This window comes from Kangiella spongicola, assembly GCF_003194565.2.
Classification (GTDB): Bacteria; Pseudomonadota; Gammaproteobacteria; order Enterobacterales; family Kangiellaceae; genus Kangiella; species Kangiella spongicola.
This window is the reverse complement of sequence record NZ_QICH01000003.1, coordinates 349670-366804: the sequence shown is the minus strand read 5'-3', so window position 1 is coordinate 366804 and position 17135 is coordinate 349670. Positions and strand designations below refer to the sequence as shown.

The window sequence follows — 17135 nt, the reverse complement described above, 5'->3', positions numbered from 1 at the left end:
ACATCTGTACTCACACCTCAGAGCTCAACTTTGATGGAGCTTGAAACCTTGGTGGCTTTAGCACGAGCATTTTCGATAGAATGAGCTTTGGCTAAAGCCACGCCCATACGGCGCTTACCACTAACTCCTGGTTTCCCGAATAGACGTAAATGTGTATCTTCCTGCTCTAATGCTTCTTCTAAATTGCTAAATCGTACCTGGTTAGAATCGCCTTCTACCAAAATAACTGATGAAGCTGATGGTCCGTTCTGGCGAATGACTGGAATTGGTAAACCTAATATTGCACGGGCGTGCAAAGCAAATTCCGAAAGATCTTGAGACACTAAAGTGACTAAGCCCGTATCATGCGGACGCGGCGACACTTCACTAAAAATAGCTTCATCACCTCTAATAAAGATTTCGACACCGAAAATCCCTAACCCACCTAATTCATCCGTCACGGCTTTTGCCATTGCTTGCGCTTTTTGTAATGCCTTCGTCGTCATGGCTTGTGGCTGCCACGACTCACGATAATCACCATCCTCTTGTGTGTGACCAATCGGTTGGCAAAACTGAGTGCCATTAACGGCTCTGACGGTTAGTAGTGTGATTTCATAGTCAAAATCTACAAAGCCCTCAACAATTACCCTGCCCTCGCCTGAGCGTCCACCTTCTTGTGAATATTTCCAAGCGCTATCAATATCCGCTTGGGACATAACTGTTGACTGCCCTTTGCCAGAGCTACTCATTACAGGCTTAACAACACACGGAATTCCCACACTTTCTACAGCTGCCTTATATTCTTCATAAGTATCGGCAAACTGATACGGCGATGTTTTCAAGCCTAGAGTTTCAGCAGCTAAGCGGCGAATACCCTCTCTGTCCATAGTAAGATGAGTCGCTCTAGCAGTAGGAATAACCGTAAAACCTTCGCGCTCCAGTTCCAATAATGTTGCCGTTGCGATTGCTTCAATCTCTGGGACGATTAAATCCGGTTTTTCTTTTATCGCTAATTGTCGCAAAGCATCACCATCTAGCATGTTTATAGTAAAGCTTTTATGAGCCACTTGCATCGCCGGAGCGTTTGAATAACGATCAACTGCAATAACTTCGACACCATAGCGCTGTAGCTCAATAGCGACTTCTTTTCCAAGCTCACCAGAGCCTAGCAGCATAACTTTTTTAGCGGTATTAGATAGAGGCGTTCCAATCTTAGACATAATCATCACGGTTATTAATTTTAATGCCATAAGATTAGCAGTAGCCACAGCGCAGTGCAATTTTACTGAGCTATTTGTCTATAGGCTATTTGTCTATAGGCTATTTGTCTACAGGCTAAGGGCTGTGCAATAATTGCATCAGTAAATTCAATAAAAATTTTTATGCTTACACAAGAAGAACTCCTCCAATACAGTCGCCATATTATCCTTCCCGAAATTGATCTTGAAGGCCAAGAGCGTATAAAAAACAGTCATGTTTTAATTATTGGGGCTGGTGGTCTTGGCTCACCGGCAGCAATGTATCTTGCCGCCGCAGGTGTTGGGAGGTTAACGCTAGTCGATGATGATCATGTGGAACGTTCGAATCTACAGCGTCAAATTATTCATAGAATAGGCGCGTTAAAGTTACCTAAAGTAGTTTCCGCCAAAGAAAGTTTGAACAACATCAATCCAAATGTAGATATTCGGGCCATTGAAGCTAGAGCTACAATAGACTTATTAGATGAACTACTTAGTTCCGAAAGATATAGTGCGGTTTTGGACTGCACAGATAATTTTGAAACACGATTTATGCTAAATAAGGCTTCAGTAAGGACTAAAACGCCTCTGGTTTCAGCCAGTGCAGTCGCTTTTACTGGGCAGTTAGCTGTTTTTAACTTAGAGCCAGAGCACGCTTGCTATCAATGCTTATATAGCGATAATGAACTACCTGAGGGTGATTGTACTGCTCAAGGAATTTTATCCCCAGTTGTTGGCACCATGGGTACCTTACAAGCCACGGAGGTGCTTAAAATCATACTTGACCTTAGCTATCCTTCTTCAAGCTTTATGATGAATTATCAAAGTTTACACAGTGAGTTTAAAACTTTTAAAGTAAAAAAAGATCCAAATTGTACTGTTTGTGGCTAATACCATTAGCTAGTACCACTTTTTTATTTTAAACCAAATCATCAAGCCCACAGCGATGATTAAACACAAACCAGACACTAGCCAGAAAGCACTTTCATTCTCCACTCCGGGCATACCCGCCACATTCATGCCGAGTAGTCCTGATAAAAAAGTTAAGGGCAAGAATATGGCTGATATAATGGCTAAAACATAGAGCCTGTTATTTTGCTCATAGCCGATCTTAGCCAATAATTGTTCTTGTAACGCCATTGAGCGCTCGCGTGAAAGCTCTAAATCTTCCAGAAGTCGTGCAAATTTATCTCTATCATCCTTCATATCCTCTAGGATTTGAGGCGTCAGCAAGCTACTATCTGTTTTAGTGAGCTTTTCTAAAGCATCTTTTTGTGGCATCAAGTATCGCTTCACTGTGGCCGCTTGCCGGCGCAGATTACCAAGGTCAGTCCCTAAATCACGACTATTGAATGTTTCAATATTATCTTCTTGTATATCTAACTGCTCTTCAAACTGCTCAAAGAAATCTTCGATTCTAATTGCTAATCGTTCGATTAGCGTTGCTAAAAAAGCTCCGGGTGTTTTTGGTCCAAGACCGTTCTCTAAACTTTTTTGAATGTCTTTTAGGGATAAACTGGAGCGATTACAACTGGTAATGACGGTATTATTATTAATCCATAGACGTATTGAAATCATATCCTCAGGATCAGCACCAGCATTTAAGTTAACGCCTCGTAAACACAATAAAATTGACTCTTCATCTTGATAAACGACTGGTCGAGTTTCAGCTTTTAATAGCTGCTCTTTAAAAAGATTATTTAAACCAGGATATTCATCGAGCCACTGGCAGTCATCATCTTGACTGTAATTCATTTGATACCAGCGGTATGCTCGAGGCGACTCATGTTCTTCTGTAATCAAGCTACCTTGGTTGGAAATATCGTAATTTTTCATCGCACCTTAACCTTTATTATCATCCTGATTCATACTGTTTTTAATAGCGACAGGGAAGCTTTCCTCTGCGTCACTAAATTTAAAATGTAGATCGCGCTGAGGATAAGCAATAACAATACCCTCTTTCTTAAACTGCTGGTTAATACTAAATCGAATATCACTTCGAATAGTTCTAAGATCGCGGACTTCTTGAACACTTGCCCAGAACCATATTTCGAAAATCAAAGCGCTATCACCAAAATCTTCGAAGATTATTGATGGTGGCGGATCATCGATAACCAATTCATGAGCTTTCAATATTTCTTCGAGAATTTCTTTCACCCGAACCACGTCACTATCGTAGCCAACCCCGACTTTTACAGAAGTTCTAATATTAGGGTCAACCAGTGTCCAGTTAATTAAATTCGCCTGTAACAAACTGTTGTTTGGGATTACCATGTGAGCACCATCGATGCGACGAATCAGAGTGGAACGATTTCCAACTTCAATTACTCGACCAATTTGCCCTTCATATTCGATAATATCTTTAATCCGAACAGGCCGTTCAGACATTAATATCCAACCACTTATGAAGTTATCCATCACCGTTTTAGCAGCGAAGCCGGCACCAATCGCCACTGCACCAGAAATAAAGGCAAAAGCAGTCAGTGGAATATTAAAAAAAGATAAGGTAGTAACAACGATAACTGCGAGAAAGATAAAGAATAAAAGCCTTTTAAAAACAACTAAGTCGTCTTCTGCAAGCTTAAATTTTGCTAGAACTTTTCGAGTTAAGACTTTTGAAATATAGTGGCTGAATAAAGCTGCTAAGATGACAAACAAAATTGCCAGTAAGATCTGAGATGCGTTAACGTCGAAGTTCTCACCGATAGAAAATAATGGTTTGGATAGGAGCTTTTGCATCGTCTTAGCCACTTATGGGATATAAAACCATCATAGTTTATTCGAACTAACGAAACAATAAAAAAGCCTTAACTATTTGTAAGTTAAGGCTTTTATTTATAAGACTATAGGTGGACTATAGCTCTTTAATTTCTTCCTCAAAAGAAGCGATAAGCTCTGGTTTCGCCTTAATAGCTATCAAATCGGCCAAGATGTTTGCGGCCTCTTTTAATAAGACATCAGGCTCATCGGCTTTATCTTCTTCGCCAGCGCTATCGTCAGCCTCTTCGTCTTCTTTCGCAAGTTCCGCCAAAGGCTCAAGCCCCTGTAGTTTGCGCTTAATATTTTCGCGCTGTAATCGTAGCTTGTCGTTTTCTTGCTGCTTAGCTAAGCGAGTTTCATAGTTCAAAGAGACTAGCTTGTTGTCGCGCTCAGTTTTTGCTCGCTCAACATCATCAACAAAAAATGCAAACTCCTCATTTGACTCTCTACGCTTCTCGTGGCGATATTGAAGATATGGCATAAACTCTTTCAAACTACCAGTTTTACTAAAGTCCGCTGGCTCAATAGTGTCCCAAGCTAGTGCATTGTCATACGAGCTTTCGCCATATTTTTTTGCATCATAAATTGATGGGAACATGATATCTGGTTGCACACCTTTATTTTGCGTGCTTTCACCTGTGATACGGTAATACTTCTCGATAGTAAGCTTTAAAGCACCTACGTTTAGTTCAGGGTTGCGCAAATAACGGTTTAAGTCAGCGATGCTCTGTACGGTTCCTTTACCGAATGTATTCTCGCCAATCACAATTCCTCTACCATAATCTTGAATGGCACCTGCGAAAATCTCCGAAGCGGATGCACTTGAACCATTAACCATAACAGCTAATGGGCCGTCATAAACGGTGCCACCTGTCTTGTCCTTAAGTACACGAAGCTCTCCGCCGATTCTCTGGCCTTGAACAACGGGACCTTGGTCAATAAATAAACCAACCAGGTCGACAACTTCGCTTAAAGAACCACCGCCATTATTACGTAAATCAATAATTAGACCGTCTATTGACTCTTTTTTAAGTTCTTTAATTAAGCGTTCAACATCTTGTGTTGTGCTGCTGACTTCTTCACCTTCCTCTTTGTTACGAGCTGCGGCCTCGGAGTAGAAAGATGGCAGTTCGATAATACCCAGATTAAGCTTTTCGCCATCTTGCTCGACTTCAATGGTATTAGACTTCGCAGCTTGATCTTCCAGCTTTATCTCTTCACGCACGATTCGAACAACTTTCGGCATACCATCACCGGCATCGGTATAAGGAATAATTTGTAATCTAACAACGGTGCCAGCTTCGCCTCGAATAAGGTCTACGACATCGTCATTTCTCCAACCGATGACATCAACCATCTCACCCTTATCACCTTGGGCTACGCCAATGATTTTATCGTTTTTATGGATCTGACCTGACTTTTGAGCTGGGCCTTTATTAACTACAGATACGATCTTAGTAAACTGATCTTCCTGTGTTAATACAGCACCAATACCTTGAAGTTTAAGGCTCATGTTTATCGCAAAATTCTCAAAACGACGTGGTGTGTAATAAGTCGTATGCGGATCGATTGCTGAACTTATCGAGTTCATAAAATAGCCAAAAACATCTTCGCTTTTAGTCTGCGAGAGACGACGAATGGCCGAACGATAGCGACTGGTTAACTTTTCCTTAATTTCAGCGTCGCTTTGCTCTGCCAACTTCAAGTTTAAAGCATCATTTTTAACACGTTTACGCCAGATTTCATTAAGTTCTTTTTCGTCTTTAGCCCACTCTGCTTCAGTTCTGTCATAAGCAAAGCTTTCATCAACACTAAAGTCCATTGGCTCTTCAAGTAGCTTCAGAGCATACTCATAACGCTCACGGAAACGGTTTTCAAATATTTCAAAGAAAGTATAAGCCAGCTCAATCTTTCCAGTTCTCAAGGCATCGTCAAACTTATCCTCAAATACTTTTAATTGATCGATGTCGCTTTGGTAAAAGTAACTTCGGTTTGGGTCGAATGACTTGATGAGCTGTCTGAATGCTTCTTCTGATAGTTTGTCATCAAACTTGGGATGTGAGTAATGGCTTTGCATTAATAGAAATGCTACCAAGCGACCTGTTTCACCAAATTTCACTTCCGGCTCCATATTCAAGCTAGCTGGCGCTGGCAGAGAATAAACCTCTTGGTGTAATTCCTTGTCAAACTTTTTAGGCGACTTTTGGACGCCAGTATCGGCTGATGCCCCAAAAGATAAACCTAACAATACGGCTAGTAGCCATTTTTTATCAATCATTCAATAACCTTTCGTTAATTTTTATCGTCTCTAAATAGACTCTCTTACCCTCTTAAGGTTGCGTAAATTTACGTAAAATACAAGCCTTAGAGTGTTAAAAAGTGTGATTCAATTAACTCAGAATTAAAAAAAGGGGCTATAAGCCCCCAAATTGTATATTAATCAGACACTTCCGAACATGGTTCTACATAAAAGCTTGTAAACCTGTTTGCGAACGGCCAAGGATTAGCGCGTGGATATCATGGGTTCCTTCATAGGTATTAACCGCTTCAAGGTTCATTGCATGACGAATCACATGGAATTCATCACAAATACCATTGCCACCGTGCATATCACGCGCCATACGAGCGATATCAAGCGCTTTACCACAAGAGTTACGCTTTACTAAAGAAATCATTTCTGGTGCAAAACGCTTTTCATCAATCAAACGACCTACTCGCAAAGCCGCCTGCAGTCCAATAGTGATCTCAGTTTGCATATCAGCAAGCTTCTTCTGATATAACTGCATCGAGGCTAGTGGCTTGTTGAACTGTTTGCGCTCTAAACCATACTGGCGTGCTGCGTGCCAACAGAACTCAGCTGCGCCCATCGCACCCCAAGCAATACCGTAACGTGCTCTATTCAGGCAGCCAAATGGTCCACGTAACCCTTTTACCTCAGGGAACATATTTTCTTCTGGAACAAACACTTCATCCATGACAATTTCGCCTGTGATTGAGGCTCTGAGTGAAAACTTGCCTTCGATTTTTGGTGCTGAAAGACCTTCCATGCCTTTTTCAAGAACAAAACCACGGATATCACCGTTGTCATCTTTGCCCCACACAACAAACACATCAGCGATTGGTGAATTAGTGATCCACATTTTTGTACCGCTGATGATATAACCACCATCGACTTTCTTAGCGCGAGTTTTCATGCTCGCCGGATCTGAGCCCGAGTCTGGCTCAGTCAGACCAAAACACCCTACCCACTCGCCAGTGGCTAGTTTGGGTAAATACTTTTCTTTTTGTGCATCTGTACCGTATTCATTAATCGGATGCATCACTAAGCTAGACTGCACAGAAAGCGCCGAACGATAGCCCGAGTCCACACGCTCAACTTCACGCGCTACTAAACCGTAAGCTACGTAAGATGCTCCGGCACAACCATAGCCATCAATCGTTGAGCCTAATAAGCCGAGCTCACCAAGTTCACTCATGATTTCACGGTGGAAAATCTCGTGACGGTTTGCTTCTAAGACACGAGGCATTAATTTGTTTTGGCAATAATCTCTTGCCGTATCACGAATCAATCGCTCTTCTTCGGTTAACTGCTCGTCAAGTAGTAGGATATCATCCCAATGTTCTAGTAAGGCTTTAGACATGTTCGTTTTAGTTCTAAGGAATGTTGAATGGAATATACGCAATCTTAACAGATATCACCAGCCCCTATACACTGGTCTGATGAGGGTAATTGCATAAGCTCCTGAAAAGAAAAGACCAGCTCGAAAGCTGGCCAATGTAGGAATAAAAAGTCCGTCCCTGGATAAAGTCTCCCACTGGAGATTTAAAACTCTGAATGCTTCCTAGTTTTGCGATAAGTAATAACGGCTCATTGCTACAGCGAAGTCAGCACGGCTCATTAATTCTTGTGGCGAGAAGTGAGCTACAATTGTTGGCTCTAGGTCAAATGGACCTTGCTCAACGCTGAAGCTTACGCCTAACACACCACGGTCAATCGCATGTTGTACATAGTGCTTAAGACCTTCTGGAATCATGTCTTGATCAGCAACTACAACGCGCTCATCGCCGAAGGTAGCTGTTAAGTTTGTACCGTCATAGCTCGAATCAACACCTTCAAGACCTAGCGACTGCATTAGTGAGTAAGCAACATCAAGCTTGCTCACTTTGCCTTTAGGGTCGAAAGTTGAGCCATTACCAGTCATAACTGGAGCTTGCTCTTGTACGCGGTCTTTTAGCGCACTACCGTTTTGCGTTACAGCATTAATGCTAGCGGCATCTTTTGCTTTGACGTCAACGAAAACCTGGTCAGCAGCACTGTTAGACTGACGGATACCAGCGCCTAAAGTTAAGTACTCAGCCATCTCAGCACGTGTTAATAGTCGATCTGGTTTGAAACCATTAGAGGTACCATCGACCAGTTGCTCGCTAACTGCGTGCTCGATGAAACCTTGTGCTGGGTGACCAACAACATCGTCTAGGCCAACAAAGCCATCAGTACGGATCATTTTGATATTTGCTTGAATAGTGCCAGGTGCAGCATAACCATTCGTTACGCCTGCTGGGTCTAGCGGTACACCTGAAACAGAGCCGATACCACCTGCTTTAATAACCCACTCACCCGCTTCACCAGGAGCTACTACTGCGATGTTCTCGCCTAGTACTGGTAATGCGATGCTTGAACCATAACGCTTACCTGATGGGCTAGTTAAGGTTAGTGCTACAGTGTTATCAGAAACTTGAGCGCTCGCCATAACTAATGAAATATCATCAGCTACGTTGAATGTAGTTCCTGGGTTATCGCCTACTGGAGAAAAAGGAACGCTTGTTGGAAAATCACGCGCTAAAGACGTAAGTGAAGCTGCGTTAAAGTCACGATTTACCTTAGTGGTTTGGCCAAAGTTTTGACTTTCGTCAAGCACAGCTTTAACCGCCGCATAAGCGTTAACATAACCAGCGCCCGCTTCCCATGGCTCTAGACCAGGCATATTAGTAGCTGTATCTTCTAAGATACGCTTAACATCACGCCAGTTTAGCGATGGATCCGCCTCTAACATTAAAGCGACAACACCTGAGATGTGTGGCGCTGACATTGAAGTACCGCTAGAGTGTGTGTAATAAGGAACTTGTGCTGCTGGTAGCAAATCAACATCATCAGTGATGCTCAACCATGAAGTACTGCCTAAAGAAGCGCGAGCTGAAGCAATATCAACACCAGGAGCAGTAATTGTTGGGCGGTCTACCCATTCAAAAGTCTCACCGTCAACTTCAACAGTTCCGCCTTTGCCTTTAACACCGCGCGAACTAAAGTCAGCTAAGTTGCCATCTTTATCGCCTGCAGCTACTGTTACAACCCAAGGAGCTTTTTTGAAGTTACCCGTAATAGTGCTTTCACCATTACCTGAGTTACCTGCTGAGAAAACAACGATTACACCGTTATCGCTCAATTTTTTCGTTGCAACGTTTGTAGGGTGATCAGGGTTGAAGTCTGAGCCTACGTCACTTGTGCTACCGAAAGAGTTAGAAATAACGCGGATGTTGTATTCATATTGATGGCTTAATGCATAATCAAAACCACCAAGCGTATCAAGAATAAATAGACCTGCGCCTGAACCATAACCGATAATTTTAGCGCCTGGAGCAACACCTTCTTGCTCGCCGCTAGACATACTACCATTACCACCAATAGTGCCCGCTACGTGAGTACCGTGGCCGCCACCAATATCAGTATTAGCAACGTTTTCTTGATAAGTGATAGGCGCTAGGTCGCTGAAAGAACGCAAGTTTGTTTGCGCCAATACGTTCTGAACAACGTGATTAGGGAATTTCAGATCAGGGTGTGTACCATCAACACCTGAGTCATTAACAACAACACCAATGCCACGACCAGAGAACGGCATACCTTGGCTACGCAAACTACGGTCTTCACGTAAACGATCAACACCTGTAATTTGTGTCGCGCCTTGGTTTTCATAACTCAACTCTGAGTTGTGCCATACAGAGCGAACATCGTCACGCTCATAAATAGCTTCGATTTGCGATTTTGTGGCTAACATACCCACAATCGGTAAATTCTGTAAGCTGATGCCGGTATTAACACCAAGCTGCTCTAGCGCGTCTAACTGCAATGGTGATGCAGGACCGTCGCCTTCGAAAGTGACAATAACTTCGAATACTTGAGAATCAGAAGCCACAGGAAGCATTTCGCTCAATTGTGGACCAAGAGATTTTGCTGACAAGCCTAAAGAACTTACGCCAAGACCAGCAGCTAATAGTGCTGCGTGGAGTGGTTTTGAATTAAAAAGTGATGACTTTTTCATGTTTTACTTACCCATTTAGTGATTACGCAATGAGCATGACATGAAACAAGATATGAGAGGTATCGGGGAAACCCCCTATTTTTTATTTGGTTTGCTACCTAATTAGGAGATTTTCAACAAGTTACAGGTGGTAAGACCTTTGCTTTTAAATCAAGAGCTTATGTTGAGCCGCATACTTTACGAGCTCAGCAGAGTTAGCCACGTTTAGTTTATCCATGACTTTGCCACGATGGTTTTCCGCAGTTTTAACACTGATGTCTAAAGCTTTCGCAATATCTTTAGTTGTTTTACCATCAACCACCAAGTGAAAGACTTCCCTTTCACGCTTGGTCAGATTCTTATAGGGATCACTCCATTTTTCAGGCTGTGTGTACTGATTCGCGAGCACCTGGGCTGCATACTGACTAAAATAACTTTTACCATTAGCCAGTGTTTTCACTGCTTTTATAAGCTCTTCGCTTGCGCTGTCTTTAAGAAGATAACCGGAGGCACCTGCTCGAACCATGTGAATAACATACTCTTCTTCTTCATGCATGGTTAGTACTAGAATCTTGCACTCAGGCAGCTTCTTGTTGATACGCTTCACCACTTCCATGCCGTTAAGCTCTGGCATGCTAATGTCAATCACAGCTATCTGTGGCTCTAATTCCAAAACCTTTTCGACGGCTTCTAAGCCATTTGATGCTTCACCTACAACCATGCACTCATCGTCCTTAGCCAAAATACTGACCAATCCTTGTCGCAATATAGTGTGGTCATCAGCCAGTAACACTCGTATCATCAGCTATAGTTCCCCATTAGTACCATTTTAATTTCGCTACCTTCGCCTAACTTAGACTGTATCATTAATTGGCCTCCAAAAGCTGCAACACGGTCTTGCATTGCTGAAAGGCCAAATCCTTCCGGACCTAGTGCCTTTTCAGTATCCATGCCAACCCCGTCATCACTAACTTTCACCATAAGTAGGCTTGGCTGAGCCACAGCCTGCACTTTTATGGTTGAGGCCTTTGCGTGTTTTACTGCATTATTGATAGATTCTTGCACGATGCGGAATACCAAAGTTTGAGTCTCGCCATCAAGTTCATGATCTAGCTGCGCCTGTAACACAATGTCTGTCTTTTCTTCCTCTTTCATTACCCGAGTTAGCCACTTTAAGGCAGGCTCTAGGCCTAAGTCATCAAGAATTCTGGGACGCATTAAGCGAGAAATTTTTCGAGTATCGCTTAAGGCTTGTCTAGCGAGCTCCAAACTATCTTGCAAACTTGTTTGTAATTCGGTAGAAATATCTTCTTGCGTAGTCATTTCGAGCTGGTTGATTAGCGCTGTTAGCAACTGTCCAACTCCATCATGCAATTCTCTCGCTATATGTTTACGCTCGTCTTCTTGAACCCGCCAAACACGCTTAGCGAGGCTGCGCATCTGAGTATTACCCGATGCTAAATTCTCTGCGATCTGACTTTGCTTTAAACTTAGCGCATCTAACATTTTTCCAATTTCATTACTATTTGTCATAAAGTTGCTCCATCATGTTGTCGTTCTTAAAGTAACGTCCTTGCAATGAAATAAAGTGTTGCCTTTGTTGTTCGGGTAATTGTTGTAATAGTTCTGTTATTTTCGCTACAGCTTGTTGTGAGCTTTCTTGGGCTTCTGCTGTATTATTATTAGTTTTATAGTAAATGCTTTGCAAACGGTCAACCTGGTAGCTTCTCCAATAGGTACCAACGCCACGATTTAGTAGCAAGGTACGATTCAACGTTTGCTCTAACTGCTCAATATCATTGTGCTGAGCAAAATAAAAGCCACTCAGAATTAGTTTTCTTAAATGGTAAAACTTATGAAGATCTAAGTCATACTGCTTAAACAGTATATCTGCTCGATTGAAAACCATGTTTTTATTAGCGTCAGTATCATTGCTTAAAACCGCATATTCAAAAAGGTATATGAGGTGCTCTAAGCCCGCCTTAGCAGTAATGTTATCGAGACTTATTTCTTGTGGTATTCCGCTATCTTGTCCACGATAGAGCTCTAATCGAGCTTGGTAGGTCTGATAAATTAATTGTTGAGAACGATTGTTTTCCTGCACCATTAAAGGTTCAAGCTCTTTCAACACTGCGTCGGACCGCTCGTAATCTCCAATTAGAAGTGACCATTCAGCGAGCCATAAACTAAACTCAACCTGACCACGGACATCTTGGCGATCCTTTAACTCGTCTTTGATGGTTTCAAGTTCTTGCAGAGGTGACTCAAAGTTACTCTGAAGAAATGCAATTTTAGCTAAATAAGCTTTAGCTACTATGGCTTCTTCTAACAAATTTAACTCTTCAGACTTTTTTAGAGCCGCTTGATAACTTTGATACGCTTTCTGCCAATGTCCTTTTTGTAAATCTAATTGGGCCATATTTTCATCGACGCGAATCACGCCAACAGGATCATCAACCTTTTGATAGTAAGCTCTAGCTTGCTCCCAGTAAATGGTGGCTTGTTCCTCATCGGATAATAAGAAGAAAATATATGCCACATTATTGAGACTTTCCGCCTTCAGCCAGTCATCATCAAGCTTCATACGAATACTCAGGGAAGCTCTAAAGTGATCTAACGCTTTCTGATAAAAGCCCTGCTCTTCCGCTATCACCCCCAGCTCATTAAACAGATCGGCCTGTTTAACCGCATCATTTCGAGACTTATTTTCTTCTAAAGCATTTAACAAACTGGCTTCAGCTTTTTCGTAATCACCTTTAACCGCATACACTGCGGCAAGATTCGACAAACTGGTGACCACACCTCTTGCGTCCTTTACGGCTTTTCGAAAAACGAGCCCTTGTTGGTAGTAATCAAGAGCATCGTCAAGTTGTCCGAGACGATGATAAGCCACACCAAAAGCATTAAGGACATCCCCTTCGAGCTGTTTATCTTTAAGCTTCTTGGCTGTCACCAATGCTTTAACCAAATAGTTGTCGACGGCCTCCTGGGTATTGCCTTGCCAAATCGACACTTTTGCTAACTCATACCAAGCTTGAGGGTGGTTTTCATCACTTTTTACTATGGTGTTTAATTCTCGCTCAGCCTCTTCAAAGGACTGCTGCTCAATAAATAATTGAGCCAGGCTAAAACGTGTTTCGTGGTTATTGGGTAGTTGTTTCAAAACCTCTTGGTAGGTGTTAATGGCACCATCAATATCTTCGCTTAGTAACTGGAGTTCTGCCTGTGCCATGCTCTTCACTAGCGAATTTTCTCGAGAAAACTCGAGTGCTTTTTGTAAAGCAGGCTCAGCCGATAATATATTACCTTCGGCTGCTTCTATTTGACCTAACTGTAACCAGCCCCTGGCGTAACTAGGTGTGGCTTTTAATAACCCTTTGAGCTCGGCTTTCGCTTTAGACAAATCCCCTTTACCCAATAAAAACTCGATTTCTGATAGAGTTTTTAAGCTAATCCCTTGAGGTAGAGTTTCAATATCCTCAATGGTCTTAAGACCCAAGCGGTTACTGACCATCTGCGGAACTTGATTAAACTTTTGTGCAATTGCATCTTTTTTGGATTGGAAACTATACACCGAGTCGCTTTGCAAACCGCTTCCAACAACTTGGATTAGGTTTACATCCACCTGAAACTCTGTAGGGCCTATCGCAATGATATTGGTTTGAAGCAGATAGGAGCTTTGAGTAAGTTCCGCAATAACTTTTAGCTTGGCATCATCTAGCGGTTGTTTGTAACCTAATAAATCTAAGGTTTCTTTAGAACGTTCAAATCCAATTATGCGCAGCTTCGGTGAACCGGACAGCTCATTGGAGACAAAGATAGGCAGGCCGTTGGTCAACCAAGGCTCAGCGCTTGTGCCTTCTGTCACGAATGGCAAAATAGTTAACGATTTAGTTTCTGATTGCGCTGTTGCGACAAGCTTTCCAGCTCCTTCTTCTGTTTTCGAGCTATAAATAAAGTATCCAGCAATTCCGGCAATGGCAATTATAACTAAGCCGAACAAGGCCTTTAATGATGTTTTATTCGCACTTTCTGGCTTTAAGTTTTCAGATATCAGCTCTTTGACTTGCGCAACAGATTCAGGGCGCGCTGTATCTAACGGTGACGTACAGGCCCCAATAACTGCATTATATTTACTATATTTAGAATCTAAATTGAGCTTCTGTTGTTGATACTTTTCCTGAATTAACTGCTCTTGAGTTTGAGCTTTATAAGGTGCTTTACCAGTAATTAACTCATGCAGAATCAAACCAAAAGCATAAATATCTATCGATTTACTGACCTTTCCTGACTCTAAATATTCAGGTGGAGAATAATGCGGAGTGCCAGCGATAACCGAGGAGGCTTTTTCGCCAATAGCGGTCGCGATGCCGAAGTCGGCAATATACAACTGCTGTTGCTCGTCGATCAGGATATTCTCGGGCTTTAAATCTTTATGGTTTATCCCTTTTGACTCGGTAACGGAAAGCGCTTGGATAAGCTGCTCTACAAGACTATCTATAAGATCAGCGCTGAGAGGATGGTGCTTTTCTAACCAGTCATTAAGGCTATCCCCTTCTATCCAGTCCATCGTAATAAAGTGGCAATCATCACTTTCATAATACTCATGGACTCGAACAATATTCGGGTGAGAAAGCTGGCGTAGAGTAAGAATTTCGTTTTTAAAATTGCGTAGAGAAGTATCAGACACTAAGTGCTGGTGAAGCACTTTAATCGCTACGTCTGAATCTAGCTGAAGGTCTTTCGCCTTATAAACACAACCAAAACGGCCACAACCCTGTAGAGATAGTACTTTAAAGCGACCCACTAAGATGCTATTAGTTTCTAGAGTCGCAAGTTTAGATAATATCTGCGTTTCTTTTAACGAATCGGACTTAGTATCTTTATCTAAGTCATCATGCCCCATTAATCACTGCTCCTGTGGCTAGTAGCCAAAATAATAGGTTTCAGAGGTTGCCGTAATAAATTAATGATTAATGTACGGCTAATATTTGCTCTTTAATAAGTTGTTGTTCGGCAAATATTTGTTCTGGAATATTATTTAATATAGCAGATATTTCATTTTGTAAAACAATAGCTTCAGAATTTATTTTAATTTGTTCAGAAATTAAGTTTAAAATCTCAAGGTCGAGTTCAGTCAAAATCTTATTCGCTTCTTTGCTATCGGTATAAACGATGCCTACCAAATTGTTATTAGATAACAAAGGAATGCAGGCAAGAGCTGCGATCTGTTTACGTTGAATACTTTCACGAGCTGCTAAGTTGTTATCAAGCTTTACGTCCATAGCCAATACAGGACTTCTGTTTGATATAGCGCGCTGCATAGCTCCGACGCTACCTTCGAATGATTTTTCGTGGAATTCTTTTCGCGTCATGCCTTTTGAGGCACAAACCGTTAAGGTGTCTGGAGAATTTCCAAGCATGACCAAACCTCGCTGAGTACCCGTTAAGTTCAACAGCGAATAAAGTTGCTCATCAAGTGCCTCTAACAAGGACTTGCGAGCTAGCTCGTTATAATCTTTTCTGGATTGTTGTATACGCCATTCATTATGAGCATCAATAGCATCAAGTTGCTGTTTGGTTTTTAACTCAAACAAACACTCTATATCGCCAAGCGATATAACGTCGTTTGCAGACAAAAGATGGTCACTAACTGATCGACCATTAACTTTTATACCGTTAGAACTTTCAGCATCTTTCAGGTACCACTGCTCGCCTTTTGTGATGACGCGCGCATGCTTGCGAGACACACTGGGGTGGTTCAGTCTAACTTCACAGTCTAAGTCTCTCCCTACTTGATACTGCGAATCTTCGAAAAGTAAGCTTTCCTTAGCCGGCTTATCAGGATAACAAGCAGTTATTCTGGCTGGCATAACATAAAACCTCTGTTAATTAATCAGACGCAAACTAAAGCGAAGAGTATTTGCAAGTGCCATTAATTCGCCGGCGACATTATCAATATCACGGCTTGAGCGCCAAACATCAGGAATATCGAGGCCTCTAGCGGCTTCGACAATTTGCTTAAACTCGTTCAGCTTATCACTTGCCTGAGTATAATTTTGAACGGCAATCAGTTGCTGAACTTCGTTAAGCTTTGCACTTAATGCAGTGTATGTTGCTGCTGACATCTGCGTTGAGAAGTTGCTCAAGTTGGTTGCCAGGTTGCTCATCTTAGTATTAACAACGGTTGTTGGAAGTCTAAGATCAGCAAGAATTAAGAACTGAGAGAATTTGCCAGTAGTACCACGAGCGCGGTAACTACCAGAGCCCATAGTCATGGTAATATCTTTGAATTCGCCACCTAGCGGCGCTTTAAACAAGCGTAGTGGTGTGCCTGCTGTATATTCAAGGTTGTGGGTATGAATATCCACTGTAACCAGTCCTTCAAAGGATAAACCTTGTGAAGATAGCGGCTCTACGGTAATCAGCATAGGAAATGCTGATAATAAATTGGTATCTAAGACCGACGGTAATCGGTTCAGAAGGTTTAAATCTGTAATATCCACCACTTCGGCAGAAAGACCAATGCTTTCTTCGTTCAATCCAATGACATTTTCGAAAGAAATAGTAAAGTCAGCTTCAATACCACCAGCCAACTCAATTACTGCTTCAATCTTATTCCCTCCATTGACAGTCAACTCTACAGGTGAACCCTGCGCACTAGCAAAAAAGCAAAGCGCAGAAATGGTAACCGCTAAACGGCTAAGGAAATTCGTCATCATATTTCTCCAGTGTGTTTACAGTCTTACAATTCGCCGAAACATTACATCCAGTAATAAATGGCGCATGTTCAAAATACTGACATTTATCGCCTATTGCAAGATTTAATACCTTTTGGTAGGTGTAAAGCAGGGTTTACACC

The 17135-nt window shown here is 42.0% G+C and carries 12 protein-coding genes; 1 reads left to right on the top strand and 11 read right to left on the bottom strand.

Translation table 11 applies throughout. The features are described from left to right. Positions 1–17: 17 nt before the first annotated feature. On the bottom strand, positions 18–1199 hold the full coding sequence (gene purT / locus DL796_RS10490; protein WP_110201820.1) for a formate-dependent phosphoribosylglycinamide formyltransferase: 1182 nt from the start codon (positions 1197–1199) through the stop codon (positions 18–20). Between the two features lie 162 nt (positions 1200–1361). Between purT and DL796_RS10485 the strand changes: the two genes are divergently transcribed. After that, a complete protein-coding gene (locus DL796_RS10485; RefSeq protein WP_110201661.1) occupies positions 1362–2108 on the top strand; it encodes a HesA/MoeB/ThiF family protein in 747 nt (248 codons plus the stop codon). A gap of 9 nt (positions 2109–2117) precedes the next feature. Here DL796_RS10485 and DL796_RS10480 read toward each other — a convergent pair whose 3' ends face one another. The 10 genes from DL796_RS10480 to DL796_RS10435 all read right to left on the bottom strand — a co-directional run bounded on the left by DL796_RS10480 (position 2118) and on the right by DL796_RS10435 (position 16995). Beyond that, complete coding sequence (locus DL796_RS10480) at positions 2118–3053, bottom strand: zinc transporter ZntB (RefSeq protein WP_110201660.1); 936 nt, start codon at positions 3051–3053, stop codon at positions 2118–2120. Positions 3054–3059: 6 nt separating this feature from the next. Next, positions 3060–3956, bottom strand: a complete 897-nt coding sequence (locus tag DL796_RS10475) for a mechanosensitive ion channel family protein (RefSeq protein WP_110201659.1) — start codon at positions 3954–3956, stop codon at positions 3060–3062. Between the two features lie 115 nt (positions 3957–4071). Further along, on the bottom strand, positions 4072–6255 hold the full coding sequence (locus tag DL796_RS10470; protein ID WP_110201658.1) for a carboxy terminal-processing peptidase: 2184 nt from the start codon (positions 6253–6255) through the stop codon (positions 4072–4074). 184 nt (positions 6256–6439) lie between these two features. Beyond that, positions 6440–7618, bottom strand: coding sequence for an acyl-CoA dehydrogenase (locus DL796_RS10465; protein ID WP_110201657.1), 1179 nt, complete (start codon positions 7616–7618; stop codon positions 6440–6442). A gap of 201 nt (positions 7619–7819) precedes the next feature. After that, the gene (locus tag DL796_RS10460; RefSeq protein ID WP_110201656.1) at positions 7820–10294 is read right to left on the bottom strand and encodes a S8 family serine peptidase; all 2475 of its coding nucleotides are present in this window, start codon (positions 10292–10294) and stop codon (positions 7820–7822) included. 145 nt (positions 10295–10439) lie between these two features. After that, complete coding sequence (locus DL796_RS10455) at positions 10440–11075, bottom strand: response regulator (RefSeq protein WP_110201655.1); 636 nt, start codon at positions 11073–11075, stop codon at positions 10440–10442. Next, on the bottom strand, positions 11075–11806 hold the full coding sequence (locus DL796_RS10450) for a sensor histidine kinase (protein WP_110201654.1): 732 nt from the start codon (positions 11804–11806) through the stop codon (positions 11075–11077). The genes DL796_RS10455 and DL796_RS10450 overlap by 1 nt, the downstream gene beginning before the upstream one ends. Further along, positions 11796–15179, bottom strand: a complete 3384-nt coding sequence (locus tag DL796_RS10445; protein WP_110201653.1) for a serine/threonine-protein kinase — start codon at positions 15177–15179, stop codon at positions 11796–11798. Before DL796_RS10445 ends, DL796_RS10450 begins: the two co-directional genes overlap by 11 nt. 67 nt (positions 15180–15246) lie before the next feature. Next, positions 15247–16146 (bottom strand): FHA domain-containing protein, encoded by a 900-nt coding sequence (locus DL796_RS10440; protein WP_110201652.1) that lies wholly within the window; start codon positions 16144–16146, stop codon positions 15247–15249. A gap of 15 nt (positions 16147–16161) precedes the next feature. Continuing rightward, complete coding sequence (locus DL796_RS10435; protein ID WP_110201651.1) at positions 16162–16995, bottom strand: DUF6689 family protein; 834 nt, start codon at positions 16993–16995, stop codon at positions 16162–16164. Positions 16996–17135 lie beyond the last annotated feature (140 nt).

Coding starts and splice junctions, on each gene's coding strand:
- DL796_RS10475 (WP_110201659.1), bottom strand. CDS start 3,956: ATGCAAAAGCTCCTATCCAAACCATTATTTTCTATCGGTGAGAACTTC.
- DL796_RS10455 (WP_110201655.1), bottom strand. CDS start 11,075: ATGATACGAGTGTTACTGGCTGATGACCACACTATATTGCGACAAGGA.
- DL796_RS10460 (WP_110201656.1), bottom strand. CDS start 10,294: ATGAAAAAGTCATCACTTTTTAATTCAAAACCACTCCACGCAGCACTA.
- DL796_RS10485 (WP_110201661.1), top strand. CDS start 1,362: ATGCTTACACAAGAAGAACTCCTCCAATACAGTCGCCATATTATCCTT.
- DL796_RS10465 (WP_110201657.1), bottom strand. CDS start 7,618: ATGTCTAAAGCCTTACTAGAACATTGGGATGATATCCTACTACTTGAC.
- DL796_RS10450 (WP_110201654.1), bottom strand. CDS start 11,806: ATGACAAATAGTAATGAAATTGGAAAAATGTTAGATGCGCTAAGTTTA.
- DL796_RS10440 (WP_110201652.1), bottom strand. CDS start 16,146: ATGCCAGCCAGAATAACTGCTTGTTATCCTGATAAGCCGGCTAAGGAA.
- DL796_RS10435 (WP_110201651.1), bottom strand. CDS start 16,995: ATGATGACGAATTTCCTTAGCCGTTTAGCGGTTACCATTTCTGCGCTT.
- DL796_RS10470 (WP_110201658.1), bottom strand. CDS start 6,255: ATGATTGATAAAAAATGGCTACTAGCCGTATTGTTAGGTTTATCTTTT.
- DL796_RS10480 (WP_110201660.1), bottom strand. CDS start 3,053: ATGAAAAATTACGATATTTCCAACCAAGGTAGCTTGATTACAGAAGAA.
- DL796_RS10445 (WP_110201653.1), bottom strand. CDS start 15,179: ATGGGGCATGATGACTTAGATAAAGATACTAAGTCCGATTCGTTAAAA.
- purT (WP_110201820.1), bottom strand. CDS start 1,199: ATGTCTAAGATTGGAACGCCTCTATCTAATACCGCTAAAAAAGTTATG.